This window comes from Providencia rettgeri (assembly GCF_001874625.1).
GTDB lineage: Bacteria > Pseudomonadota > Gammaproteobacteria > Enterobacterales > Enterobacteriaceae > Providencia > Providencia huashanensis.
This window is the reverse complement of the sequence record NZ_CP017671.1, coordinates 3,114,660-3,141,652: the sequence shown is the minus strand read 5'-3', so window position 1 is coordinate 3,141,652 and position 26,993 is coordinate 3,114,660. Positions and strand designations below refer to the sequence as shown.

General features: G+C 37.8%; 28 protein-coding genes. 6 read left to right on the top strand and 22 right to left on the bottom strand.

Annotated features, from left to right (window positions below):
* Positions 1 to 92: 92 nt before the first annotated feature.
* The 11 genes from RB151_RS14440 to RB151_RS14400 all read right to left on the bottom strand — a co-directional run bounded on the left by RB151_RS14440 (position 93) and on the right by RB151_RS14400 (position 7,012).
* Positions 93 to 560, bottom strand: a complete 468-nt coding sequence (locus RB151_RS14440; RefSeq protein ID WP_071548244.1) for a hypothetical protein — start codon at positions 558 to 560, stop codon at positions 93 to 95.
* A 4-nt stretch (positions 561 to 564) separates the two neighbouring features.
* The gene (locus RB151_RS23475; RefSeq protein WP_167363356.1) at positions 565 to 741 is read right to left on the bottom strand and encodes a hypothetical protein; all 177 of its coding nucleotides are present in this window, start codon (positions 739 to 741) and stop codon (positions 565 to 567) included.
* Entirely contained in the window at positions 738 to 1,445 is a 708-nt protein-coding gene (locus RB151_RS24370) for a helix-turn-helix transcriptional regulator (RefSeq protein ID WP_071548243.1), read from the bottom strand. The genes RB151_RS23475 and RB151_RS24370 overlap by 4 nt, the downstream gene beginning before the upstream one ends.
* Positions 1,446 to 1,656: 211 nt before the next feature.
* Positions 1,657 to 2,493 carry a DUF932 domain-containing protein gene (locus tag RB151_RS14430; RefSeq protein WP_071548242.1) on the bottom strand — a complete coding sequence of 279 codons (837 nt, stop codon included), beginning with the start codon at positions 2,491 to 2,493 and terminating at the stop codon, positions 1,657 to 1,659.
* A 13-nt stretch (positions 2,494 to 2,506) separates the two neighbouring features.
* Positions 2,507 to 2,932, bottom strand: coding sequence for an antirestriction protein (locus RB151_RS14425; RefSeq protein WP_071548241.1), 426 nt, complete (start codon positions 2,930 to 2,932; stop codon positions 2,507 to 2,509).
* A 91-nt stretch (positions 2,933 to 3,023) separates the two neighbouring features.
* Complete coding sequence (locus tag RB151_RS14420; protein ID WP_071548240.1) at positions 3,024 to 3,896, bottom strand: GTPase family protein; 873 nt, start codon at positions 3,894 to 3,896, stop codon at positions 3,024 to 3,026.
* A 266-nt stretch (positions 3,897 to 4,162) separates the two neighbouring features.
* Positions 4,163 to 4,687 (bottom strand): hypothetical protein, encoded by a 525-nt coding sequence (locus tag RB151_RS14415; RefSeq protein WP_237071452.1) that lies wholly within the window; start codon positions 4,685 to 4,687, stop codon positions 4,163 to 4,165.
* Between the two features lie 224 nt (positions 4,688 to 4,911).
* Complete coding sequence (locus RB151_RS14410) at positions 4,912 to 5,304, bottom strand: hypothetical protein (protein ID WP_081363955.1); 393 nt, start codon at positions 5,302 to 5,304, stop codon at positions 4,912 to 4,914.
* A gap of 266 nt (positions 5,305 to 5,570) precedes the next feature.
* Positions 5,571 to 5,783: a hypothetical protein gene (locus RB151_RS23715; protein WP_237071450.1), complete on the bottom strand. Its 213-nt coding sequence runs from the start codon at positions 5,781 to 5,783 to the stop codon at positions 5,571 to 5,573.
* Positions 5,784 to 5,788: 5 nt separating this feature from the next.
* On the bottom strand, positions 5,789 to 6,226 hold the full coding sequence (locus tag RB151_RS14405; protein WP_237071448.1) for a hypothetical protein: 438 nt from the start codon (positions 6,224 to 6,226) through the stop codon (positions 5,789 to 5,791).
* 15 nt (positions 6,227 to 6,241) lie between these two features.
* Positions 6,242 to 7,012: a PD-(D/E)XK nuclease family protein gene (locus RB151_RS14400; protein WP_071548239.1), complete on the bottom strand. Its 771-nt coding sequence runs from the start codon at positions 7,010 to 7,012 to the stop codon at positions 6,242 to 6,244.
* A gap of 227 nt (positions 7,013 to 7,239) precedes the next feature.
* Between RB151_RS14400 and RB151_RS14395 the strand changes: the two genes are divergently transcribed.
* Both RB151_RS14395 and RB151_RS14390 read left to right on the top strand, forming a co-directional pair.
* Positions 7,240 to 7,803, top strand: a complete 564-nt coding sequence (locus tag RB151_RS14395; RefSeq protein WP_071548238.1) for a hypothetical protein — start codon at positions 7,240 to 7,242, stop codon at positions 7,801 to 7,803.
* 113 nt (positions 7,804 to 7,916) lie between these two features.
* Entirely contained in the window at positions 7,917 to 8,918 is a 1,002-nt protein-coding gene (locus tag RB151_RS14390; RefSeq protein WP_071548237.1) for a hypothetical protein, read from the top strand.
* A 315-nt stretch (positions 8,919 to 9,233) separates the two neighbouring features.
* Here the strand turns inward: RB151_RS14390 and RB151_RS14385 are convergent, their stop codons facing one another.
* The 4 genes from RB151_RS14385 to RB151_RS14370 form a co-directional block, all read right to left on the bottom strand.
* Positions 9,234 to 9,851: an inovirus Gp2 family protein gene (locus RB151_RS14385; protein ID WP_071548236.1), complete on the bottom strand. Its 618-nt coding sequence runs from the start codon at positions 9,849 to 9,851 to the stop codon at positions 9,234 to 9,236.
* A 297-nt stretch (positions 9,852 to 10,148) separates the two neighbouring features.
* Positions 10,149 to 10,733: a recombinase family protein gene (locus RB151_RS14380; RefSeq protein WP_071548235.1), complete on the bottom strand. Its 585-nt coding sequence runs from the start codon at positions 10,731 to 10,733 to the stop codon at positions 10,149 to 10,151.
* Positions 10,734 to 10,772: 39 nt separating this feature from the next.
* Positions 10,773 to 11,510, bottom strand: a complete 738-nt coding sequence (locus tag RB151_RS14375; RefSeq protein WP_071548234.1) for a hypothetical protein — start codon at positions 11,508 to 11,510, stop codon at positions 10,773 to 10,775.
* A gap of 163 nt (positions 11,511 to 11,673) precedes the next feature.
* Entirely contained in the window at positions 11,674 to 11,880 is a 207-nt protein-coding gene (locus RB151_RS14370; RefSeq protein ID WP_048608913.1) for a helix-turn-helix transcriptional regulator, read from the bottom strand.
* 131 nt (positions 11,881 to 12,011) lie between these two features.
* On the opposite strand from RB151_RS14370, the gene RB151_RS14365 reads away from it, so the two are divergent.
* From RB151_RS14365 to RB151_RS14355, 4 genes are all read left to right on the top strand, one after another.
* Entirely contained in the window at positions 12,012 to 12,839 is an 828-nt protein-coding gene (locus RB151_RS14365) for a hypothetical protein (RefSeq protein ID WP_071548233.1), read from the top strand.
* A 217-nt stretch (positions 12,840 to 13,056) separates the two neighbouring features.
* Positions 13,057 to 14,457 carry a hypothetical protein gene (locus RB151_RS24365; protein WP_336431466.1) on the top strand — a complete coding sequence of 467 codons (1,401 nt, stop codon included), beginning with the start codon at positions 13,057 to 13,059 and terminating at the stop codon, positions 14,455 to 14,457.
* Positions 14,458 to 14,606: 149 nt separating this feature from the next.
* Positions 14,607 to 16,913, top strand: coding sequence for a hypothetical protein (locus RB151_RS24360; protein ID WP_336431465.1), 2,307 nt, complete (start codon positions 14,607 to 14,609; stop codon positions 16,911 to 16,913).
* Positions 16,914 to 17,294: 381 nt separating this feature from the next.
* Positions 17,295 to 21,965, top strand: a complete 4,671-nt coding sequence (locus RB151_RS14355; protein WP_071548232.1) for a hypothetical protein — start codon at positions 17,295 to 17,297, stop codon at positions 21,963 to 21,965.
* Positions 21,966 to 22,323: 358 nt separating this feature from the next.
* Here RB151_RS14355 and RB151_RS14350 read toward each other — a convergent pair whose 3' ends face one another.
* The 7 genes from RB151_RS14350 to RB151_RS23345 all read right to left on the bottom strand — a co-directional run bounded on the left by RB151_RS14350 (position 22,324) and on the right by RB151_RS23345 (position 26,919).
* Positions 22,324 to 23,565 carry an integrase gene (locus RB151_RS14350; protein ID WP_071548231.1) on the bottom strand — a complete coding sequence of 414 codons (1,242 nt, stop codon included), beginning with the start codon at positions 23,563 to 23,565 and terminating at the stop codon, positions 22,324 to 22,326.
* Positions 23,566 to 23,849: 284 nt separating this feature from the next.
* A complete protein-coding gene (locus RB151_RS14345; RefSeq protein WP_071548230.1) occupies positions 23,850 to 24,398 on the bottom strand; it encodes a hypothetical protein in 549 nt (182 codons plus the stop codon).
* A 24-nt stretch (positions 24,399 to 24,422) separates the two neighbouring features.
* Positions 24,423 to 24,698 (bottom strand): hypothetical protein, encoded by a 276-nt coding sequence (locus RB151_RS14340; RefSeq protein WP_036895421.1) that lies wholly within the window; start codon positions 24,696 to 24,698, stop codon positions 24,423 to 24,425.
* Between the two features lie 217 nt (positions 24,699 to 24,915).
* On the bottom strand, positions 24,916 to 25,734 hold the full coding sequence (locus tag RB151_RS14335; RefSeq protein WP_071548229.1) for a hypothetical protein: 819 nt from the start codon (positions 25,732 to 25,734) through the stop codon (positions 24,916 to 24,918).
* Positions 25,735 to 25,745: 11 nt separating this feature from the next.
* Positions 25,746 to 26,057: a hypothetical protein gene (locus RB151_RS24355; protein WP_071548228.1), complete on the bottom strand. Its 312-nt coding sequence runs from the start codon at positions 26,055 to 26,057 to the stop codon at positions 25,746 to 25,748.
* On the bottom strand, positions 26,054 to 26,623 hold the full coding sequence (locus RB151_RS14325; RefSeq protein WP_071548856.1) for a recombinase family protein: 570 nt from the start codon (positions 26,621 to 26,623) through the stop codon (positions 26,054 to 26,056). The genes RB151_RS24355 and RB151_RS14325 overlap by 4 nt, the downstream gene beginning before the upstream one ends.
* A 149-nt stretch (positions 26,624 to 26,772) precedes the next feature.
* Positions 26,773 to 26,919 carry a hypothetical protein gene (locus tag RB151_RS23345; protein WP_158516028.1) on the bottom strand — a complete coding sequence of 49 codons (147 nt, stop codon included), beginning with the start codon at positions 26,917 to 26,919 and terminating at the stop codon, positions 26,773 to 26,775.
* Between the last annotated feature and the right edge of the window lie 74 nt (positions 26,920 to 26,993).

Here is a 26,993-nt window from a genome sequence, read left to right as displayed (position 1 = left end):
GTGCTTGGTTTTCCCTGATATGGTGTATTCGATGGTTATCTGGTGAGTTGTGAGTAAGGTATCCACAATAAAATTACAGACCATGTTTAATGTTATGGCTGATGGTTTAACCGCACTGAAATCCAGTGACGAAATCGTCGATGAAGATAAAAGGCAATGCCGCTGGCGATAAGTAAATCAACCAGCAATATCGTGGTGGCGATACTTTCAGTAAAACCGTATAGCCAACCTGATGACATGATAATCAGTAGGCTAGAAAGGGCTAATCCGATAATGATGGTAGAGATAATGGCAATTAATTTGGGGTTGAAATGGATTTTATAATCAATCCCCTTAAAGGCACTTAAAACCCACAAGCCTAATTGCGCCAAGAGTTGTGGAATAACCAACGCCAAGAGATATAAAACGAAGTACATCAATGTGATCCCATATGGGTTCATGATGAGGGCGATAAGTTGGATATGTGTTAGCAATACGCCAGTGATCCAAAGGCATAACAAGATACTGATAACGATAGCTATTCGTTCTAAACCCAATTGTAAGTGTGAAACGGTGTTCATATTTTTAAGCTTCCTTATGTGATGATGAATTCACGATGTGAGGGTTATTTTGAATAGGCATGATCCATTCGTGACCGCAATCGCGGCACATCCAGCCCGTACCCCATGCAATGATGTCTTGCTCAGAAGAACAGTGAGGGCAATGTGTGGGATGCGATGCTGGTGGGGTTAATAGCGTCATGGTCGGCTCCTTTCTTTGTGGGATGGAAGAGAGGTAAGTACTTGTGATATCAATCTAAAATGCGGTAATGCCGCGATAAAACTGTTTTGTTGTGACAGCTGCATCACTGTATGTTTCGGTGTGAAAGGGATATTGAGCGGCTGAACCTGTTGGATATCCTCCAACAACAAGACATGCACTTGCTGATGATATTCAGCCAATAAATACCATTGGCCTTCACGGTAAATCAGTTGATAAGGTTGTAGTGGATTAAAACGACGTTCAGGCGTAAGCAGGCTAATAGATTGCTTACTGGTAATGGCATACACCAATTGATAGAAATGGTCGGCATGCAAAGCCGAAATCTTATGGGCGTGATGCCAAATCAAACAAGGTGCATGGGGTTGTTGGGTTAACAGTAATTCCAGTAAGCGACTGTCTAGCCCCGGAAACAATCGCGTCATTCCAATCTGTTTCACAAAGGTCAGAACATCTTTGTCTCGATAAGCTTTTAGCGTATTGATAGGTAAGCGATAACAACCTTGCCGACCTTCTACCCCCAGATAAGCCAAACGTTCACGTAAATCGCGCTGTAACGTGCGTTCAGAAACATTGAACTCTTGGGCTAAACATGAGAGCACAAGGCTTTCACCCGCCATTAAACGGGCAATCAGTGCAGAGAGTCGCACAGCCATGCGGTCATATTTTCGGTTGGTCTGAAACATAACGTATTGTTCTCAATAACGGACGTTAGGAAATTAAGAAGTAAGGAAGTTTAACTTAGGGGATTGACAGGTTATGTCTGTTGGGAAAAATTCTCATTAGGCATTTTAATGAAAAATCACTATAAGTAATTCATTGATAAATAAGGTTATGCTGTTTATTTAAACGATAAGAAAGCAAGGCGTAGCGACACAACCTGTCAGGGCGGGAAAATTAGTTGGGTTGGCGAGTGGCTAGTTGGTTAAATAAGGTATCCGCCATCACCCACAGGGCTTTATTGAGTTTGATATCGCCATCAATTCCATTCACCGAACGAGTACGAGCGCGTTTACCTTTTGCAGTTCTGCCTGATAATCCCCCTTTAATCAAGTTCTCTTGTAAACGTTGGTACACCGTCCAAAGGTCTTCTTTCTTATCTTCAAAGCGTCGAGGCTGTAGAATTTGCTCTCGCGTGACGGGCTGGAACTCTTCACCAAAGCGGTAAGTCAACGCTGCTTCAGCAAAGGCTTGCTGAGCGGGCGGAGGTAGCAATAACGACTGCATATTTTCGCGTTTTTCAGCGACCTGCTCAAACGTATCGAGTACCTCATAGGCTCCTTCAATCACTTTACCCACCACATCCCCTTTATGGGGGATACGTACTTCCCCTAATACATCACCGCACACCAAACCGTTGGAGCACACGGCTCTAAAGAGTCCCGGCAATATCTGATAACTGCTTGAGCCATCATGGCTATTGAGCAAAATAATTTCAGGGACTTGTACGTCCGTGATTTGGTCATGACGACGCAACCTCAACATATGCTTTGTGTGCTCTCGACGGCTGATATCACGTACCCGAGTTTGGCAAGCAAAGAATGGATAAAAGCCTTCTTTTTGCAGGCTGTCTAACAAGCTGATGGTAGGAATGTAAATATAGCGTTCACTGCGTGAATCGTGTTTTTCTTCAGAAAATACGCTCGGTACAGTACGGAATAATTCTTCAATGGTCAGTGGACGGTCACGGCGAATACTGTTGGCAGAGCCAAAACGCGAAGCTAATAAACTCATGATAGACTCCTGATTAATCAATTAAATGGAAAATGGCAGCGGATTCGGGATATTGTGAAGCGTAGTCACGCAGCTGATAAAAGCGGTCGCATATCACTTCGCTTTCTGTTTGGAATGACCAGAGGCTGTACAGGATAAGGCATACGGCAATGCCTGCCGCCTCTTGGCTCACGGTGGCTTCATTGCCGTTGTGCATGTTGAATAAGGTTAAGGTGTCTACGTTGAGGTCGGGGTAAATAAAAGCACCACCATTACTGAGCGTGCCGTACTCCCAATAACCGCTACGGTATTCATCGCAGAATTGGCCCATCGTGGTAAAGATCACCACTTCAAAGGTAGCCCAGCCATTCACTGTACCAAAATGGTTGAACCAAAAATCAAGGCGTTGTTCATCAGGGACTAATTCCATTGTGATAGTAGATTCAGTTGTGTTGCTCATAAGTTGTAGCTCCAATAAAAAGAAATAAAAAAGCGCCAATCCCGTTAAGGACTGGCGCTGAGAGTGATAAATAATGAGTTAACGTAAGAAGTTAAAAGAACAGGCTCCACAGGGATTTAGCAACGGAAACGATGCTGTTTTTGACAGTGCTGAACGTATGTTTTATCAGTGGAGGTAATGGAATGATATCAATTAAGGTATCGACAATATCGCTGACACATTGCCCAAAATCGTTACGTGCAGAATTTTCCACAGATTGAGTCCGGTAAGTGTTGTTCAGCTGCCTAGTGACACCGCTACTGGCTTTCGCCGGTAACGCCTGTATTAATTGCTCTGCTAGTTCAGCGAGTTGATAGTTTTCGACCGCAGAAACTGTCATCACAGGGTGGTGAGGCTTAAAGGCTGTTATCATGGCTTGTTGCTTCAATTCTAAGTTAGCAGCTTGTTCACGGGATGGCTGGTGGCACAGTTCATCCCACTGGCGACAGGGCTCTATTTTGTCGACCTGATTCAATACAAACAGAAATCGTTCAGATTGGTAGCCACATTGCTCCGTAAGAAAGCGATAACACTGTTCATCAGAAGACCATGCCCTATCATCGGCTTTGAGTATCCAGATGATGAAGTCCAGTTCTGGTAATAAGTTGCGGTAGAGCTGGTGGTACTCTTTATCTCGCTCAAGGCTTTCCCCCACGCCGGGTAAATCAACAAAGATGAGTGTATGGTTGTTCATCGTCATACTGAAGCTCTTAGCCTGCCGTGTGCAGCCTGAAACATCACTCACAGGTGATAATGACGATTGAAATAGTGCATTGATCAGACTGGATTTGCCAGCACCTGTTTTACCCATTAGGCCGATGGTGGGGGAATAGTTGATTAGGTGGTTTAGTCGGTTGAAAAAAGAGGTTTGGAATAAATGAGGTAGAACAGATAATGTGGATTTAAAGTGAGAGTCTTGAGGCATATTACTCCTTGAAATAAAAGAAAATTATAGCTATTCAAGGATATAATATATATCTGAGATTTATTGAAATAATGCTAAGTTATAAAAAGGGACTGGCAACGATCAGTCCTAGTTTCGAACTGTCTGTAATTAACTCAATAAATAATGATTTATTGTAGTCAGCAATTTGCCCTCACTCGCCAAGACGGGAAATTGATTATAGAGCTGGCTGACAGGATGTGAGGTAGGTCAGAGAAGCTCTGTATGAGCTGCTGTTTTATTATTTATTAAATAATAATAAGTTCTCCATATTGTTCGAAAGATGCCTTTACATCGTAATTTCGAGTGTACACATTAACAATATGCCTTAAATAGTTTTTAAGCTCCCAATTAGTCGCCTCTACCGTTTCTTCATTTTCATCATATTGATAAACACGGTTAGGGGTATCAGAAGCAGTTAAAACAAAAAAATACTGTGTATAGCTTTCTACTGAGATAAAAAATGATTTTTGTTTCATCAAATCATATCTCTGAGCTGAGGGAAGCTCATATCGTAGAGCATCTTGATATAATACATTCCCCCTAACTGTTTGCCCATTTCTATAGAAAATAAGAGAGTCATCACCGAATAAACCCCCACTACAACGGCCAATAGCTGAGAGGAAATCATATAATTGTCCTTTTACTTCAATATCATATAATCGCTCAATTTTCTGGATCTCATCAACTGAATAACCTCGCATGTAGTTAGTATTGATCGGCAATTCTGGATAAACAGAATGTAGGTATTCAATTAGTTCATTGTTTATCATTCATTTTCTCCTGTAGAACTCCGGTCAGTTTCGTTCAGCATTTAAGGTACTACTTTGCGATTAGCGATGGTTACTATGTTTTTCGTTTCTTGATGACTGACTTTAAGGGTATGAAGTGGTCAATAAAATTTAGCTATATCTTATTGGTCTCGGTATCACTATATGTACTAGCCTACGACAGGCCGTACAGTGGTATGGGAACACAAAGTTATGATCTACAACATTTATGGCTTAAAGTCTGGATCTTCGTCATCATCATCCCAAAACGGGTGGGGTTCCATATAATCGCCGTTTTCAATGACTGAACACCATCCAAAATCGCTATAAAAAACGAAGAGATCAGCTACTCTGTATACACCTTTACTAATGCGATGTAATGTTATTAACGATGGTTCATTATAGATATAATTACCACCAACTCGGGCTATAACTCTTTGTTCGAATAATCTTTTATCATACTCACTCACTTCTCCAATAATTTTTGTTGATTCAATTTCAAAAACAATTTCAAATTTATTAGATACTTGTATGTGGCAAGGTATTTTTTCCTGTTGTTCTAGTTTACTAAACAATAAGTTATCTGGAAATTCGATTTGCAAAATCATTCCTAACATCATTTAAGCTTTTTTCTCCCTTCAACTCGACCTTTTCTGTATGCATCTATTTTTTACTAAAAATTCCTGCCATTACTTGAACTGACCCCAATTTAATTTTCCAATAATCACTTTTTAGTACTCGGTGACATTGTTATAAATGCATTATTGATTTACCCAGTCATTCATTTTGAATTGGATAGCTCAAGAAACATTCAGTGTAGCAAGTTTAAGTCAATGTGGCCTTCCTACTGACGAAAGGCCTAATCATATTAAATGATAACCATCATCTAAGCTTTTTCGCTCATTTCAATGGCATCTCGAAACATAGTATCCAGTATTTCAGTTGATTCTAATAGCGTCTCAAGGGCATTTCTCAGCGGAGAAAAAACATCATCTTCTACTGGGAATTCACCATTGAGTCCCCAACAATCCTCAAGTAATTTTAAATCAATTATAATGGGGAGAAAATAGTTACCCTTTCCTTGATCCTCGAAGCCCATTTTTATTAGCTTTTTTTATCTTCGTTATATTTTTTAGAAATTGAATTACTATAACTAGTCAGCTTTCTAGCCCCTCCGAAATGCGCGGCATTCAATTTAAATTCGAAACCAAAATTCCCTTGCTCGATTCCCTGACCTGTCAGAACGGCTAAGGTATAGTCGAGTTCTTCATCAACAGTTGTTCTCGTCCCAAACCAATATCTATAGTTTTCATTTTCAATGACCCAATCATTCTTCGCTAGCCAGCAATACTGTTTATTTTCATAATCGGCATCACCTGCCAACTTATTGTTTTTGATAAATCTGTCGATACACTTATCAAAACTTTTCCAGAAAGCAGGTTCTATATGTTGATCAAAATAAACAACTGCTTCGTTAAACATTTTCAGTTGTGAAAGAAGTTGTTTGCCCGCTTGGCGTTCTGCATCACTGTATTTATTCATATCTATTCCGTTACGTTAAAATTGACGAATTCGATTAAGAAAGCAAAACACGGCATATGCCGCCATTTGGCGTGACGGAGAGTAGCTATCAGCAGAAATGAATTCGTTATAGTGCGATTGCAAGGGATCTTCCAAACTACTAGCGAGTTGACGCCATGATAAACATGGTACATCTTCAGATTTAAAGTCTTTACCACGGGTCTGTGATTCTTTTCCTTGTGGCGTTAAAAAGACAACAGCCCATGGGCGTGGTATGGCTCGTTTTTTTGCTTCCCTACAGTATCGGGCTATTTGTTCCGGCTGTTCATTGGCATCAATTTTTACTTCAATGAATAGAAGAAAATTATCTGCGTCGATTTCTATATCAACACGATTGGTGCAATCGCCAGTTGGATTGGTTTCAACTTGCACTCGACAATAGCAATGATAATCTTCTGGAATATCATTTCTGTTGTGCCGTATCGTCTGTAGGAATGTTTGCAGCGGTAATCTACCGAAACCATGGGTTCCCTCAGGATCAAGAAGCCAAGCAAGGATGGCAGTGTTGCGAACTTCTTTACGTTCAAGGCCTGCGACTTCCCATGGATCAAAAGACAAAGCACGATGTTGTACTAATTTCAGTGGTTCAGAAAGTTGGTTGAAAAACTGAGTTAGCTCCGCAGTATTAATATCTATTTTGGAGCGATTTCTTTCTCTAGACCAATCGATATTTTTTGGCCATTGCTTAAAAAAATCTGGAAGCCAACTTGCCAGAGATGAATTGCGATGTTCCGTTAAGTTATCCATTCGGAATAATTCCTGTTGATGACTTGTGTATTTCAGAGTAATGAACGCTAAGGTTAATACTTCTGCTTACTTCTACAATCGATTATGCCAGTAAATAGATAGCTGGTCTGGAGTATGGGTAACAAATTGAACTAAGTACCCCAGTCAACACGATATTGCTATACAAGAATATAAGTAACTATAATCAGCTGGGTTGTCATTAAGTTAGGGAAATAATTAAGGTTCCTATGGAATATCAATTCAAATCATACAGTCAGGGTAACAAGAACAAAATAATTTCTGTTTACTGGGGCGTTGTTCTTGTTGTCATTTGGATAGCGTTCATGTATTGGTCAATAATATTAGGCCATAGAACAGTTATGTTTGAATGGTTTCCTCAATGGACTATTTCTATTACGTTTGCTGCTATTGTAAGTGTAATCGGTGGAGTTTGGAGCATTTTACGCCGCCCGCTAAAGCATGCATTTAAAAACGTTCTTCAGTCTGGATTTATGGCTCTTGTATTCATCGTTCCTGCGTTTGATGTGCTGACGTATTTACTAACAAACAAAACCATTCGCTACCAAACAGAATATGAAATTACATCACCGGGCCCCAGTACTAGCCGATTTAGCCGATGTGACCACGGTATATGGATCAAAGAAACCTATACAGGTCGTTGGAAATTACTTTGCATTAGCAATCCAAAATCGAAAACCAAAGAAAACACAGGTATGGTATGGGTTACAACAAAAACGGGCCCTATCGGCGCATACATTGTTGATTATCAGTTCTCCCCTTTGAATATTTAACTATGATTTATCTTTATGCTAATGCGGTTCTGAACAACTGTGACTAGATGGTTTTAGCGTGTATTACCTTGCATGGAAGTGAACATTATCAACTATGGATAACGGGAGGGATTATGTTACAACAAGATAGCCTTAAACAGGATGTTATTGCATCTGTAAAAAAATCATTAAATGTTGAACATTTTTACCACAGAATTAGACCTGATATTTCGCCATTCATTAGTGCAACGTCGAAGTTATTACTCAAAAACCTTGATGAGTGGGAACGTCTAATTCGTTGGCAGATTGATGCATTTCTCCTGCAAAATAACGCTCTACTGACTAAAGTTAATAGCCAATTAATTGGCTCTCTCAGATGGCTGGATTTATGTAATGCTGATGGCTTCAAGCGAGAGCGAGCACTAAAGATACTGACGGGTGGTGCACCAAACAGTTTTTTACTTGCGTTGATGTTTCGAAAACTGAATGACTGGGTGCCTGAAGTCAGAGTTGCTGCACGTAATGCATTGCCATTAATTGCGGAAAAAACAGATCCAGAGATTATCGTTGATGTCTTATTTATCATGCTTCCCTATTGGAACTCGTGGGGAAGGATAGGGGATGATGAAAAACAAATTCTATTGAGTATTATTGCAATGAATAAGGTTGCAGAATCTCTTAAAAATCGACTGATATTATCTACTTCAGGACCCGCTGCGACCATATTTGCACAGTCTGGGCGTGTTGATGTATTAGATAAATTTCTGACTGAAATTGCTGAATTATCGGTGCAGCCTGCCTTGCGAGCTAAAGCCTATCGTTGCTTATTAGAAAGCAAATTTGTTTGGGCTGAAGGATGTGAATTTAAATGGATAGACAAAAGGTATGGCATACGGCAACGAATTCCTGTTTTAAGGGAAAGAAGAATAGAGACTAAAATTCCTTTTATTGAGTATTTAAGAATGGCGGCAATTGATCGTTCTCCTATGGTTCGCCGTATTGCTGGAGAAATGCTAATCAAGCAGTTAGAAAATATTGGGGATGATGCGTTTAAATTAGCAGAATTGCTGGCATCCGATAAAACAGCCGCAGTAGCAGAACGAGGTCTGTTTGCATTAAAAGATTTAGCTAAGTAGATATAAATATATAACCATGTTCCAGTGGCGATTTAAATCGCCACCAAACCTATTCATAATTATTTCTGGCTATAGCTAATACTCCGTGAATTGCATTGTAGTGTTTTTAGCGTTTTGTCGTTAAGCAACTTAGCCTATTCATTAATGCAGTTCGGTCTAGTTCAAACGTTAATGAATTTTGATTTAAGCAATACCTACTGTTAGCTGGGTAGTGGACTAATGAGACAGTGGCTATTCAGTATTAGCTCCACCGCTTGAATAGTCTATTAGTATCGATATGTTGTATAGGTGGCCCGAAGGCCACCATAAGTATTATTAATACTGGCTACGTCCTAAACTACGACGCACAGGGCTGTACTGCTTGGAGTATTCTTTTGCTAAATAACTCAAACGTTTCATGACTAATTGGTAATCGTCAGAAAATGATGATGAAAGTTTATTTAAGCAATATCGGCAGTTTTCCGGGTAGTGTACTAATGTGCCTGTATCAAAAGAAGGATCAAATTCGAGCTGTAATGCATTGTACCAAGCTGTGGTGATCATGGTCCGTAAACTAGGCTCGGACAAATTGTAGTCCCCTAAGTGGTAGTATGCGTCTTTATTGAAGACTAAAAATACATGGTAGTGAGGGAATGTCGCGGTTGCAATTTCTTTTACCCACATATAACGCATGTTGTTTTCAAAAGTACGTTTACCTTGAAGCTTTTTACGGTGTTGATCGTGCTTAAGTTTAGCCTTTAAGGAATCAGTAAATCGGGATATAGGACTTCCTTCTAAATAAGGGAAACATGTCGGCATATCTCCATTATCGATAATAGGCGGAAAGTGAAGGTCAACTCGTATTACAGTGATACGAGAGTATTCCTTTAAAGCATAATTCAATGTATCAGCAATGCATTCTAGATAAAATTTATTATATTCATTTTTAGACATGAGTATTCCCTAGAGTAATATTAACTTACCCTTTAATATGATTAAAGTAATATAGGGATAGGGCAAAGGAGCTGCGTTATCCCTTTTTGTATAATTTAGCTAATAAGGTTTAAAATGGTTTTTTATTAAATTAGATATCGTCTCCTTGGTGGTTTTTTATGTAATGCATCCCTACTGTATTTTTATTATTTGCTAGTTATAATAGATGGTATATATAATACCTATCCAACACGAAAACTATATTTAGAGTCGCACTGTAACTGCATTTCCTATTAATTAATGACTCTGGAGTTAGCCCTATTCGAAAATATCTTTATTCCAGTGTCGCTTTATAGTTGAAAGACTAATATTAAGTTTATTTGCTATCTCCTGCTGTTTATATCCTTTGCACTTCAGCTCGTAAATATAATACTTATACTTACTTCCTGCTGGTCGACCTAATGACTTATTTTGGGATAACGAAATATAATGTCGCCTGCTTAGTTTTAGTGCTTCATAGCTTTCTTCTAAATCATTTAATAGATTCAGTACGTCTAGCAAGAAAAACTTCTGTTCAAATATATTCGTGATAGACTGATTAAGGATGATAACAGCCATACCAAGTTCGTGGCATCGAGATAAAATCTGTGCAGCCTGCTGAGTATTATTTCCTATATCATAGAGACTCCTTGTTATTAAAGTGTCTTCTGGTGTTAAAATATGGTCAATATGCTCCATAAGTTGTGGTGGAGGAAGTTTCACATCAAGCAATGATTGACGTTCAATGATAATATTATCCTTAACCTCAGGGCAAAACGTGACAATTTCCTGTGTGTATTGCTCAAGATTTGCTAAGGCGTCACTGTCATCATGTCTTACTCGGATATATGCATAATGGCTCATTTTATTCCCTTAGGTATCAAAAAACGTATTAATGACCTGTTATAGTGGGTTTATGATTATGGTGTTTGAGCTTGTGTCTATTCTTCTGTTGGCATTGTTCCTATCAATAACTCCAATTAGAATGCACTGATGATTTGTGTGATAAATGGGTATAAAAGCCTCATAGGTATGTTTTAACTGTACCTTACTTTTCTTTATCGCTTCTTCAGTGCCAAAGAAAACAATATCATTCATCGGTATGTTAATGATCCCATTAAAGTCAAAAACATAATTTTTATACTCAGTGTTTTTAATTAAAATCGTATTTGATAATCCACCTGCTTTATGTAGCTTATAGTGAACATGCCTATCAGTATAAATAAAGATAGCCTTCTTAATATTTGGTTCGCTAATGTAGTGTTCTAGTTCTTCTTGAATGCTTATTTTTTCTTTGATACCAACTTTAGGACTTTTAAATGCATGAGGATAAGCATGTTGATCAATAATGACACCTTTTTCTATTATGTGCGTTTGCCATATATCTAAAAGATGTTCAGCTAAAGAAAATGTAGATGCTTTTCCTTGATAATTCATTGAAGATTTATCTGGGGAAAATAATTTACTTTCAAGCTCATTAGTTAATTGAGTGTATTGGTTTATCTCTGAAAGTAATGGGCAAGCACTCTTTAATATACTAGATATTAAAGATGAACGTGAAGTTTTATGCTTACAGCAGTACTCATCTATCTGTTTTAAACTGTTTTCATTTTTTACAGTAATAGTTATCCGTTGAGACATGATAATTATCCTCTCTTAAGTTTTGTATAAATAATTTTTAACGTTATTGAATAGTCAATATTCGATATTTTAGGCCTGTTTTGGTTTTACTTCTTTAACTTCTTCACAATAATAAACATTCTCAATAAAACATTAGTATCGTTAATGATAAAATAATGACTAGCTAGGTTGACTCTCGTTGAAGTAACCAATCGTTGATTTCGGATTCGATCCAACCAACAGATTGCTTCCCTAATTTTTTTTGTTTAGGAAACGTTGGGTCATACCTTGGTGATGTTGGGTTGATCCAGTCATAGATGGTGGAACGACCGATACCAATACGTTCGATTACAGTGGGTAGTCGAAGAATCATGATATTGGATTGATTCATAGTGTGATTTCCTCTTTAAATTGAAGTGCTGTCTCGATGGGGAACAGTCTAGTAAAAATAAGAGGACGTAAATATACAGGAAACAAAATTATTCTTGTTTAAGAAAGACATAATTTTTATTGAGGTGTTAATTGATTGATAATAAAGAAGTGTTTTATCAGGCGCGAGTTTTTGTTGAAGCGAAACAGTGGCAGCTACATGACGAAATTTACAAAAAAGGGTGGCGAGGTTTAAGCGCAACGTCGAAAGAAAATGCAATAGACATGTTACAAATGAAAGATCCGAGAGTTTCTGAAACTGCAAATGAGCTCTATGAGAAAATAATGAAGAGTTCGAATCCATACAAACGTCTAGAAAAATACCTATCAACTGATCATGTAGAATTAACTAGAGTGCATTATGGTTCTAATGTATATCTTTTAAATACCATATTTTGGTCCTGCGTTACCTTTCATCTCGCAGTAAAGTTTCATAAGTTAAATCGCTCTACTGAGTTTGAAGTAATGGCGATGCAGTGCTTACTTAAAAGCCTGGAGATAGTTAGCGAAAGTTTTGGTTTAGGTGTTTATAGCTATTACAGTAAAGATTTAAATCGATTGAGGATGCAGCGTAGTGATGCTGCTAAAGAGGGGCGTAAGGCTCGAACCAACTTACTGAATCGGATAAAAAAAGAAGCAAGTGATTTACTTTATCTACATCAACCGCCTGATAAAAAATGGAAAAGTAAAACTGAAGCAGCTCAAGAAATTGAAGGTAAACTATGGAGTTTTATCCAAGAATTGGAAGAGAACGGTGAAAAAACAGATCTTGTTTGTGAGAGTTTAGATAAGACGATTGTACGATGGTCTAAAAAAGAAGGTGAAGTAAAATTAGCAATGGAAAAAACAGTTCAGATAAGAAAAAACTCAAATTCAAAGAAAGAAACAAAGAAAATTACAAAGGTTACCGCGGCTAGATAAAGTCTACTTTGTAGCCATGCTGTTATGCTATTGGTTTAGTTCTGGTTTTTCTGAACCAATAGTGTTACGACAGTTAGGCTGATCATAAATTTATTAGTCTTTACTGTGATTGTTCTACTCATTCTATACCTTATACATGCACTATTAGCTCAACTCGATATAATAGTTTCACTTCCGGCAATTTAAGTGCCAATATTTTCGTTAAAAAGTCTAAGCCATGGCAATTTTTGATATTGAAAAAGATGAATTACTTGGGTTATCTGATGTTCAGTTAGAAGAACTAATCGCTCGTCTTTCAGAGGCCGAAGTAGCAGCACATGGTCATAGTCCTGCTAGGGTAAATTGGTCTGGATCAATCAATGCTCCAGATGATGGTATTGATATTCATGTTAATGTTCCTGTAGGGCAATTAACTACAGGGTTTATTGAAAGACCGAATACAATCCTTCAATCAAAAAAACATTCAATGCCGAAGACTGCTATTACAAAAGAAATGGTTATTGATGGTGAATTATCATCAACGATTTCTTTATTAGCCGCACAAGGGGGAAGTTACATTATTGTCAGCTTAGCTGATGATTGCTCTCCTCCAATGCTAAAAGACCGTATTGAAGCCATGCAGGATGCAGCGAGCAGAGATCCTAATGGCAGTAATTTGCATTTAAACTTCTATGACCGTTCTAAGCTAGCTCAGTGGGTACGCCAACATTCGTCAGTGATGTTATGGGTGAAAAGGAAGTTGGGGCGAGGATACTCTGGCTGGCAGCCGTATGGGGCATGGAGCAATCCACCGCAAGGAGCTGAAGATACTATAATTTTCGCACAAGGTGTGAAGATCTCATTGCCATCAGGAAAAGGTCAGAATCTTAGTATTGAAGATGCAATCGGACCGATGAGAGACCTTGTACGAACGACTAATAAAGCAATTCGTATTACTGGGTTATCTGGGGTAGGAAAAACGCGTATCGTACAGGCACTTTTTGATGAAACTGTAGATACAGTTGGAACAGATGCTCTTAATAGAACAATTGCTGTTTATGTTGATACTGGTGCTGAACCAGAGCCGTCGGCTACAGTCATGTTGGAGAGGCTTATTTCTGAAAACCGACATTCAATTATGATCCTTGATAATTGTCCGTCAGACCTCCATGCAGATTTGGCTAAAAGGGTTTCTACTGCATGTGACAATGTAAAACTCATTACTATTGAGTACGATATTAGGGATGATAAGCCACAGACCACAGAGGTAATTCACATAGAGACAGTTGGATCCGAAGTCGCTGAAAAATTACTGCTCCGTCGTTTTCCTAATATAGGCCAGAATAATGCCCGTAGGATTGCAGAGTTTGCAGATGGTAATGCAAGAGTCTCTTTGGCAATAGCGGAGAGGGTGGAAGAGGGGGAAAGTTTGGCTCAACTATCTGACGCTCAATTGTTTAACCGTTTATTCGATCAGCGTAATCACCAAAATGATGATTTAAGGGAGCAAGCTGAAATATTATCTTTAGCATATTCATTTTCGATTTCTGATCTTGATGTTGGGGAAAGTGAATTAGAAGTATTGGGCTCTCTTTCTGGGTATTCTAAAAACCAATTATTCCGTACAGTCAAAAATTAATAGATAGGCATATTGTACAAAAAAGAGCTCATTGGCGAGCTATTTTACCTCATGCTATTGCGAACAGATTAGCATCATCAGCACTTGATAGCATCCCCACCGAACAGCTTAGGGCAACCTTTGAAGCATCGAACAATCAACGTTTATTAATGTCATTTGCTCATCGGTTAGGATTGTTACATGACCATCCTGTAGCCATCGAGATTGCTGAAGGTTGGTTACAACCTGAAGGACTGTTAGGGAAAATTCTAGAGCTAGATGATTCGCAAATAAGAATGTTGGAATATATCGCTCCAGTGGCGCCTGATACGTTATTGAACCGAATTCAGGTAGAACTCACTAACTCTAATTTCAACGAGTTAAAGCGCTATGACTCTCGTCGAACAACGACTATCAAACTACTGCAAGCATTAGCTTATGAGCCTAGAAACTTTGTGCAATGTGCTAAATTGTTAATTCGAATTGCAGATAATGAAAAAGAAAGTAATAACCACGATGATGCAGGGCAAAAGCTCACTAAATTCTTTCAGGCATATTTATCAGGCACTCATGCTTCTATAGAGCAGCGTATTGAGATTATGAATGAATGCCTTACTTCAGATATCGTTGCTCGTAGATCTTTAGGGCTTAAAATGCTTTCAACTGCTCTTGATGGTGGTTTATGGTCAGGTATTGGGTTGTATGAATTTGGTGCTAAGCCTAGAGATTTTGGATTCGAACCTGACTACGATGAACTGGTCGAGTGGCGTCATACTTTTATTAATTTTGCATTACAATTAGGGATTTCAAGTGATCTTGAGTTGAAAAACTGTGCCCGACAAATTCTGGCGAATCAGTTTAGAGGAATGTGGTTTCAAGAAGCAATGAGAGAAATACTTATCGATGTAGCTCGTAAATTGCATAATGACTCTCCTTGGGGAGAAGGTTGGAAGGCGATCCGTTCAGTTATTTATTTTGATTACTTTAAGAGCCAAGATAGTCAAAATTTAAAACAGATACCAGATAATCTCGTAGCCTTAGAGAAAGAGTTAGAGCCTAATAGCTTAATTTCAAAAACAATAACATTTGTTTTCAGTGGAGGGCGGGATTATTGGGCTCTTGATAATGATTTTAATCATAGTTCTGGAGATAAATATACTGACGCTCGAAAACGGCTTGACGCTAATGCTCAACGACTAGGTGAACTTTTTGCTATTTCAAGTCATAAGCTTTATGAGCTAGGTTCTAATTTGTTTTCTTCAGAGTGGATGCCTTATCGAGCTGCGTTTGGGAAAGGGTTAGCTAAAGGAACGTGCGACCAAAGAGTCTATTGGCAGCAACTTATTGACGAATTGGAACTACATCTTGACCTTAATAAAAATTTTTCAGTTTTGAGTGGCTTCATTGAAGAAGTTGATTTTGTAAATAAGGAATTGGCACAGGAGATACTGGATCAATGTGCACAACATAGTGATCTTAGAAAAGTATTGGTCGATTTACATCCTTGGAAGGGATTCGCTATAAATGATTTTAATCGCTGTATTGCAATTTTAAATGATTCAGACATTAGCCCATTCATGTATGGAGCGATCTTGTGGGCTGCTAAATACGCTGATTTACCTAGTGAGTGTATTCTTAATCTTACTTTAAGGCTTTTAAATAAACCAAATGGTGATGATGTAGTTTTAGATGGCCTTAGCATGAGGTTACATGACACAGATGAAGTAATCGATACTCTTGGTGCTGAATTTAGATTACTTGGTCTGAAAGCGGGAATATCGCGACTTAAGGGGAATGATAATGACTCTGGCGGTATGAGCGATTATAACATGGAGCATGTGATTAATGCTGCTTTACGTTTTGATGGTAACGAATCGGAAAAACTAGAGTGGTTAAATACTATTTTTGATGTAATTGACAATAGCTATGGTTGTCTTTACTCATTTGAAAATGTTATTGGGAAGACAGCTTCACTGATGCCAGAAGAATTTCTTAGTCGTGTTTTTGAGGGAACAGATAGGCAAAAACAGTCACGATTATATTTTATCCGTAGTGATGATAGGAATGGATCTGTTCTTGAAAAGATAGATAAGAATGTACTACTTGAATGGTGCTGTGACAAAAATGATAGCAGTATATTTGCGGCTGTAGCGACGGGCATAAACCTTTGGGTAAAAGATGAGATTACATCAGCAACGATCTTGTCTGAGGTGGCAATCAAATTATTAGAACTAGCACCTGAACCAAAAATTGTTTTAGAAGCTTTTGCTGCGCGTACAGCTCCTTCTAGTTGGTCTGGTAGTCTGGCAAATATAATGCAATCTAGAGCAGATGCAATTAGCCAGCTAATTACCCATGAGCGTACCGACATTTCTATAGCTACAAAGTCGGTAAATGAAAACCTGACTCGATGGATAGAGAATGAAAGAGTCCGTGAACGTAAGGATACTGAAGGACGTGAACAGCGATTTGAATAAACAGGATATAGAAAGAGTTGACTAAGACATTTTGTATAGTGTTTGTTCTTCGGTCGAGTTACTTAGTTCAATGGGTGTAATGAAAATTGCTCAAGACAAATATACTGACTCAGATTATCAGGCAAATAAATGCAGGTATGAAGTAATGATAAGTCAGAGCATGTAGTCAGTAATTGGGTAAGCGATTTACTGGACTTGTATTAGTTTATATTCGAGCAGCGTAGTACATACTAAAAACTGGCGGTCAGCTTTGAGCGGACATTAGTTTTGTAATAGTGATATCTTGACAATTGAAGAGAGTTCCATACAAGCCATTGATAATTTTTGTCTTAAGATTAAACTAATCACATATATCATTAATAATATTTCAGGGAACATAAGATGGCTTTGGAAGCAGGGGGTTATGCCGAAAAATTTGGCAATAGATATGAAGCTAACTGGGTGGCCTACCAACTGCTTCGCCTACTTGAAGAAAAAATTCATTGGATTACGATCGAACCTATTGGAGCTGACGAAGTTGGTGTTGATGTAATAATTGGTACGCTTCAAAATCAAACAGAGCATCATCAATGTAAAGCTGGCGTAGGTAATAACGAACATTGGACCTTATCTCAACTCAATGAATCCAATGTTTTTAACAATGCCCTATTTCAAATTGAACGTGGAATCACCGAGTTTCATCTTATCTCCCCCCTACCCAGTAAAAAAATGAGTGATCTCAGTGATAGTGCGCTTAATAGCAACATGATTCCAGATGATTTTATGAAGTACCAAATTAAAGTTAGCCAAGAACGTGAAAAAGACTTTAATGCCATTTGTAGTTATTTGAAATTGGATGTAAATATTCCTTCGGATATAAACAGAGCCATTCATTTTCTTCAAAAATTCAAGATTACCCCTTATATCATTAATCGTTATACTCAATATGAGCTTGAAGATAAAGCTTCTATGTTATTTTTAGATAATCCAGTAAAGCTACTCAGTTTTCTTAAAAATTATCCAGTCGAGTTTAACAAACTAAGGAAGAAAATAACCTTATCTGAGTTATTAGCAGATTTAAAAACGAGTGGTTTTGAACAAAAGATTGCACCCGAGGATCATAGAATTTCAACTGTGCTTGATATTCTTTCTACCGAGTTTGAAGAATCAATCAAACCTTTCCTTATTTGCAACACATTAATTCCGAGAAATGAATTAAATTCTATTACTAACTCAATTGAATACAATGCAGTAACCTTAATTAAGGCAGAAGCAGGAAGAGGAAAAAGTGCTTTACTTTTGGAATTGCATAACCATTTAAAAGCTAACAATATCATTTCGGTTCCTGTGAGATTAGATAGAAGACGCCCTGAACATAACATAAATGAGTTTGGAAAATCTTTAGGGTTTCCTTATTCTCCTGTTCATAGCTTAAATAAGTTTACATCACAACAAAAAATAGTGTTTATTCTTGATCAACTCGATGCCATAAGATGGACTGCATCACACTCAAATAATGCGTTAAATATCTGCCGAGAAGTCGTTAATCAAGTTATTAACGCAAGAAAAGAAGGAAAAGATATAAGTATTGTTTTAGCATCGAGAAATTTTGACTTAAATGAAGATATTGCCTTATCCAGTTGGTTAGAAAGTATTAACAACGATCGTTTAGATATCGAATTAACTCTTTTAGATGAAAACACAATAACCCCGTTAGTTTCACCTTATGAAACTTATGCTTATTTAGCGGAAGAAAAAAAAGAGATACTTAAAATCCCTTTATGGTTGGGTATTTACTTATCTATTGCTCAGCGTACTCAAACTGCCCCTCAATTTAATAATAAATTAGAGCTAGTCAAAAATTTTTGGGAGGATAGGCTAAATCAAATCAATCAGTGTGGAATAACAGAACAAGAAGCGACATTTCTTATTGACGAAGTTGTAACATTGATGATTCATCAATCACAATTATCAATTTCTGAAAATGTACTATCAACAGGAACGAAAAAACAGGTTGAGGCACTAATTTCTATTGGGTTACTCAGCAAGCAAAATCAAAGAATTAGCTTTCGACATCAAGCTTTATTCGATTATCAAGTAGGTGCCAAATTTTTTAAAGCTGGAAGTGAATCACCAGAAGGTCTCTTGGCAGTAATTGGTTCTTATGAGGAACAAACGCTAACAAAAAGAGAGCACCTCAAATATGCTTTAAATATGCTATTAGACTCGGGGCAAGCTGCATTTTGTCACTGTGTTGAAGTCATCTTATTCAATGATAATATTAGGTTCCATCTAAAATATTTAGTCTTAAACTCAATTAAAGAAATTAACAGTATCAAAAAACCCGCAAAATTACTTATTGATAAAATCATCACAGCCCCTCTGCTTTTTAGAAAGTTCCTCACGATAAGTTGCTATTCAAATATTGCTATTATTCGCCACCTTAGTGAAAACCAGAATATTTTAAAATGGCTACATAGTAACGATGATAATTTAATTAACCTTACTATCAATTTACTCCGTTCTATAGCCACAATTGAGCCCAAATTAATTACCAAAGAGCTATCGGCCTTCGTTGGGCAATCGGAGCAGTGGAATCAAAGGGTATACTCTGCATTACCATGGGACATTAAAGATGATACGGATGATATCTTTGAACTTCGGAAGAGATTACTTAATTTAGGTTGTACAGCAAGTTATATTGATTGGAAGTCATTGAGCAAAACACATCCATTACGTGCACTCTTTTTCATTGAATTAATATTGGAACATTATAGAAACGTTATCTGTGAATATCCATACTCCTCTAATATAAAAAATATTAATAAGATAACTCATCGTGACGGTTGGACTGATGATGATCTTAAAGAGGTTAAAAGGTTGGCAGTAGTAGCACCAACACAAACGATTGACCGTTTTCTTAAATATATAGATAGTGTTTTTAGTTCAAAACAGAATGAATATGCCATTAATCAATGGTTTGATCGATCTAGGCATATCAATTATCATGATGTAAGTAGTATTCGAAATGGACTCTTTACACTTATTGTGGCGGCAGGGCAACAGTTAGAGGCTCGCCCTGACACATTGCTAGATCTTATGACACCTTATATGGAAAAATCAAATGCTGTCATAACACATTTGGTTGCGACACTGTTATTGAATTTACCAAACCAATATGCAGATTTGGTCATAAGTTGGCTATTGGCTTCTCCGACAATCCGTTTAGCCTGTGGCAATGAATATATTGAACCTGTCTGGGTTTTACCAGGAAAACTCATAACTAAATTTTCCCCTCATTGTTCTAATGAGTTATTTATTCAACTAGAAAAAACAATTTATTTTTTTCCTTCTACAAAAAAAATCGAGCAGATAAAGTGGCGATTAGAAGATAGAAGAAGAGGAGTGTATTATAGTTATTGGGGGGAGTTGCAATATTTTCTATTACCAACATTAGATTGTCAACGCATATTGAGTGAATCAAAAAATTTAATGTCAATACTTTTGCGAAAATTTAGCTCATATACTGAGGCTGATTTTTGCCTTATTGATAATTATACAGGAGGACACATTATTTCGCCGTTACCTGACGGCAATAAACTTTCCAATAAAACATGGCGCAAGCTAATATTAACACCGGAGTTTAGATTTTCGCCTCATAAGTTAACTCAAGTCAGTGATGATGTTGCTTCTCAAGCCAATATTAGGTCGTTTGCTCGTGATTTACAGTCGAGTGTGATAAATGAACCTGTTCGTTTTGCTCAATTTGCGCTTTCATTACCTCAAACCATTCATAAAGAGTATATTGATGCTTTTTTTTATGGCCTAGCCGAGGCAAATAATAAACAAGTAAACGATAGTGATAAAGAATCTAAGGAAACTTGTCCTATAGAATTAATAGAGAAAGTGATTCTTCATTTCAATAATAAAGATTGCGAGTATTCTCTGGTTAGATTATTAAGCAGTAGATCTGTTAGTTGGTCTAGACAGATTATTGATATACTAGTAAATCTCGCAAAATATTCAACTAATCCTGAAACTGATCAATTAACTGTTTGGGATCCTAAAAAAGGAAAAATGACGGATCTCGCTGATGCTAACTCATTGCTTAGCACAACAATTAATTGCGTTCGAGGTATTGCTTACCGAGGGATTGCTGATATTTTTTGGAACAACGAAATATTTGCATTAGACAATCTTGAACTAGTCGATTGTGCAATTAATGATGAACATCCTTCAGTAAAAATCGCTGCTATTTTTCTTTTAATTCCATTACTAAATTATCATAATCATTACGCCCATGAAAAATTTATTGAGCTGTGTTACCAAGATCTACGTATGACATGTGGGCATGGTGCTTATCATTTCTTTAATCAAGGTTTTGAAGGAAAGCATCAATCACAATATATAGATTTAGTGCTATCAATGCTAAACTCATCCTATGATGAAGTAAAGAAACAAGCCGCTATACAAATATATGCTCGCTGGTTTTTTAATGATCTATTTGAGGAACAACTTAACACGATATTTCAAGGTGATAATATTCTAAAACAAGGATATGCATCTGTCGTTTGTCAGTTTCTTCGAGAAGATAAATACAATGATAAGATCGATAGAATAGAGTGTGCCTATCAATTATTAATCAATGATGATAATGATGAAATACTAAGAGAAATAGGAGTATGTGTTGGACATGAAAGCTATTGGCTCAAACCTAACGCAGATAAATTATTTAATCTTTTTGTTACATCAAAGTCTGTTAAGCATTCGTTATATCAACTATTTGATTCATTAGAAAAATATCCCAAAAATTTATCTAACTTAAGCGACCCTATTTTACGATTAGTAAAAAATATCACGGGCAATTACAGTGTAAATGATCAACCACTAAGAATGGATGTTCAAGAGTCAAGTCTACTTGCCGTTCTACAAAAATTATATGATGAAGCCACAGAAGACCAAGATAAAGAGGCTCTTAATATCTGTTTAGATATCTGGGATACATTACTGCAATCTGAAATGTATTCAGCTATTGGAGCAATAAATATACTAGATGGAGGTCTGCTTAGTTAAAGATGAATTAAACTCACTATGATTATAGCTTAGCTAGTAAGGTCATCTTGCTGTCTGTGCCAACTATGCTGATTTATCTGTACTATTTTATTTCACTACTGATTTAGTTTTGAGTCTTATATGGGTTCTGGTACAGAAGTGGGGTTTTGCTCAAAATATTTGACTTACTGTTTAGTAAATTTTTAAGAGTAAGCTCTATCTCATTTTCTATCCAAGAGTTTTTTCAATGAAATCAGATTCATTTATCAGACTTCGGCATAAGCTCATAACATTTATTTAAGACTATGACTTACTATTGACGCATAGCTATAGCTATGCGTCAATAGTGCCTGCCCAAATTTGAGCCGATACACATAAACTACCCAACTAGCGATATTCCCCTTATCCCGCCTTCTATAATACTTCCCTTGTCAGCTTCTTCAATAAAATCAGCCCACCATTGCATCATTGGGCGTCTTTGCTCTAAGTAATCACTGCGGTTATAGGCACGTCTCACTTCGTTTTTATCAACGTGGGCGAGGGCGGCTTCGATAACATCGGGTGGGAAACCTTGTTCATTGAGTGCGGTACTGGCAATTGAGCGTAGACCATGAGAAACCAAGACACCACCGAATCCAGCGCGTTTTAATGCTGCATTGACGGTTTGGCTATTCATCGGTTGGGTAGGCTTGATTCGGCTAGGAAAGATAAACTCACGATTACCACTTAATGGTTTCATTAGCTCTAAAATAGCTAAAGCAGCGTCAGATAACGGAACAGTGTGCTCACGGTTCATTTTCATTCTAGCAGCGGGGATCTTCCATTCCTTGGTTTCAAAGTTGATTTCGTCCCAACGGGCTTCAGCGGCTTCGGCAGGGCGGGAAATGGTAAGTAGCTGCCACATAAACAAACATCTGGTAGGCAATATAATATTAGCTGTACGCATTGTTTGCATGAGTTGCGGTAATTGCTCAGGGCGAATACTTGGCATATTCTTTTTCTTGGGCTTTTCAAAAGCTTTACCAATGTTGATACTTGGAACGGCATCAATTAAGCCAGTGTTTTGAGCATAGATCATCACTTCGTTGATTCGCTGGCAAAGGCGACGAACGGTTTCTAATGCACCTCTAGCTTGAACCGGTTGTATTGCTTGAACCAATATATGGGCTTTGATATCGGTAACGCTGATATCACCTATAGTGGGAAACACATCTCGTTCAAGTGAACGCCAAATATCGTTACCATAGTCTTCTGTTACAGTGGACTTCTTCACTTCCCACCAACGTTCAGCGACAAGTTGAAAGGTATTGGTTTTGGCCTCTTGAGAGTTCCTTATTTGATCTTTTTGGTATTCTTGAGGATCAATATCTTTTGCCAGTAATGAGCGAGACTCTGCTCTAAGTTTTCTAGCATCTGAAAGTGTGACAGCAGGGTAAGCCCCAAAGCTTTGTTTAGTCCTTTGTTTTGTATAAGGGCGGTAGTAACGGAATTGCCATAACTTGCTTCCGCTAGATTTGATTAGCAGTGTGAGTCCATCACCATCATACAGCTGATAGTCCTTGTCCTGCGGTTTAGCTGCTTTGATTTCGGTATCGGTTAATGGCTTAGTTTTTCTTGCCATGAAAAATCTCCATGCGTTTAGGCCCAACAAAGATGTTAGTTCTTTTCGTTGGGCCTATCAATGGGCCTAAAGGAATTAGCTTGGGTGGGATAAAATAGGACAGCGCAGGATATAAAAAAGCCCGCAACTCATTGAGTTAGCGGGCTTTTCAGTCTTCTTTGGACGTCCTTAGAAGATAATTTGGTGGAGCTGGCTTGAAGCTCCTCCCCAATGTAACTATTTGATTCTTCTATCTATGTCGATGAAGTTAATGTCACAATAGTGTGGCACAGAATAAAGAAAAATCAACTAATAGGTTTTACAACATGAGTACAATGCGGGTGGTCAGGAATTTTAGGAGTGTTATCCCCCCATACACCATTTTCATAAGAAGAAACGAGTAAATTTAGTAAGTGACTAATATCGTGTGATTTTCCAGCAAGAATTTGTGAGCAATTTGATGAAGCATCCTCATTCCTTGATGGCGGAACATAGCATTCTGTTCTTCCTTTACTTAATTCCATTTCCATAATGGATTGATTATAAAATCGGCTTAATTGTGTTCTCACTAGGCGTTCCGCCCAGCCTTTTGCAAAAACTCTATTATTATCAGGATAATTAGATGTATAGCGTTCAAGCTCTGACTCAGTAGTTGCAATAGCATCCGCTAAAGTTGATTGACCATTAACTAAATTAGTCAGTATTACTCTAAATTTATCTAACCGTCCTGATCCTTCTGTCACTTTTCCTACAATATTCTTTGTTTTAATTAATGAGATGATATGGTTTCTTAGTTCTACGTTATTTTTCAATGCACTAGGTATTTCTTCAAAGTCAGAGGCGTACATAATCATATTCAATTCCTTTTTGTAATTTAGTTAACTATCAGGATTTTGTTTGTAATACTCATTCAATCCGTCAGTGTAACCTTGATAATAGGCAACTTTCGGGCTTCTATGGCGAACTTGACCCGCTTGGCTTTCCAATATTGAATCTATTGCATCAGATGCGCTTGGGTCACCATTCTTAATACCTGCGTCATAACCTAATTCATAAGCACAGCCAGCACACCTATGTCTGAATGGATGGCTTTGATCTTCAGGAAGTGCTGCAAATAGGTTGTTATAGCGATGAGGTTTTTGACATGTGGACATAATTAAACCTTGAATTTATGATGAGTGTATATGGTTTAATTGGGGGAATATTGTTAGTTTCAAGGTCAAGTTAGCATCAACTTAAGTAATATTTTGAAAGTGTGATCTATATCGTTTTTGATGTGTAAAGAAGTTATTGGATATGAGTTTAACTCCCACTTAAGGAACTGAACTCATCGTGAGGGAAAATAGATAGTAAGCTGCACGTTGTTAGTTATTAATTCATCACCGTAGCTTTGATATTGGCTATTTCTTCATTAGTTAACATATTTTGCTGTTTTAGCTTAGCTATTTCAGCAAGAAATGTCAGGTGATCATCATTTATGTTCTTGCCAGTAATGCTTTTGATTAACTTGCCTTTCTGATGGTTAAATTCTTCTTCACTCAACATGTCAGCATTTCTTAGTGAGGTCAGCTTTGTTAGTGTTGATATGAACTCTTCTGGGTCAAACAGCCTTTCTTTGTCTTTATGCTTTTCTGTAAGGTAAATCATACTAATAGAGCCAATGATTGAAGCAATTATGACATAGATGCCCGTTGCTCCATGGTAGATTAAATAGTCCCTATAGCGTGAATGCCTTTCAATATCAAACAAGTTCATGGTCACAAATGGGGTTGCAGCTAATAACATGATAATTAACAGAAATAGCATTGTAGATTTGTTATGTGGCTTTTTACCTTTAGTTAGCGTTTTAACGCCAATACTAATGCAGATCGGAGTAGCAATCACTAGGATATAGAGTAGTGTGTCATTGATTTTGAACATGTAATACAGAGAGATAGCGACACCAACGATAATGTATAATACTCCTTGGAATTTCCCTGTTGTTGACTCGATATTATCAGCAAATGCCTGACTGAAACATGCTGAAATACACAGTGAAGTAATGAACAGTGAGATTCTGGCAAATGTCGCGTTACTATTGGAGTAATAAGGGTCGAAGCTATGAACCCCTATTATTTGTTGGATATAGAATATTGAGCCGATAGCAGCTAAGCAGGTAATGATTACCCATAGTTTTGATGCTTTGTTCATTTAGTTGACCCCTATTGATATTTTCTTGCCTTACATGGCACCCATACATTGCTATCACTTATGAAGAATGCAGGGATAGTATGAATTATCAGTACCTTGGCGGATACTTGACTATCAGCGAATACAAGCGTTGTTCGGTCGTGTTTATCATTCTCGGTTTTTATGAGTGGTAACTTATAAATTCCCTCAATTGAAAGCAGCATGTCTTTATCTAATGTTGCATGAATGCCGTTTTCACATTGCAACCACATGCTAATTGGGGCTGGAAGTGCCAGCCCGTAAGCGCTATAGAGCAAAACTAGACAGAATATGATTTTCTTCATCGCTTACTTTCCAGTAAATCAGGGCGATTTGTCCTGATGATGCGGTAAATGCTTGTAATCCCAACGCCTAGCTGGCGGGATATGGCGGGTTTAGTTAACCCTTGCTCAAGCAGCTCGATAATTTCATCGGTTTTTTCTCTGGCAGTGGGCTTCCGCCCCTTGTATCTCCCCTTTAGTTTAGCCAGTGCGATACCTTCGGCTTGACGCTCAAGCATTATTTCACGTTCGAAGGTTGCAATTGCACCAATCATGGTTAGCATAAGTTTGCCCGTAGGCGTTCCTGTATCGATCCCTAGGTTCATTATCTGTAGTCGGACATGTTTAGCATCCAAATACTCGGAGATCTCCAGCAGATGCTTTGTGTTGCGTGCTAGACGGTCTAACTTGGTAACTTTGACCGTGTCACCATCACGCACGTATTCCAGCATTGCTGTGAGTTCTGGGCGGTCATCTTTCGCACCGCTGATGATTTCTTTAAAAACCTTCTCGCAGTCCTGTAAAGCGTTGAGCTGAGCGTCAAGGCTTTGACCACGGGTTGATACTCTGGCGTATCCGATAATTGCCATTGTTGTTCTCCATTCGACCCAATAGACCATGCTAAGCTGTACGACAGACCAAATATGTCGAACTAGCCCTGAGGCAGGACTTTGAGCTGCATTTTGCTGTTTATCTAGATTCATGCACTTGATGCATGAACAGTGGTAGGGGGAAAGTGTTAGGTATTTGCGTTAGTTGAACAGTAATCCGTAAACGCTCGAAAGGTTGCGGTAAGAAAGGTTATCGCTGCTTGTTTTAATGCTTGAAGTAGTAAAGCCCAAACCATTTGTAGCCTCCATGACCCCTGATTAGTTGAATCGTACATAATTTAACCTTAGTAGTGTGAATGTACTTTCCTTGTACCTTTACTGGTTGATTTTGTTGAGAGCTTCACGGTTT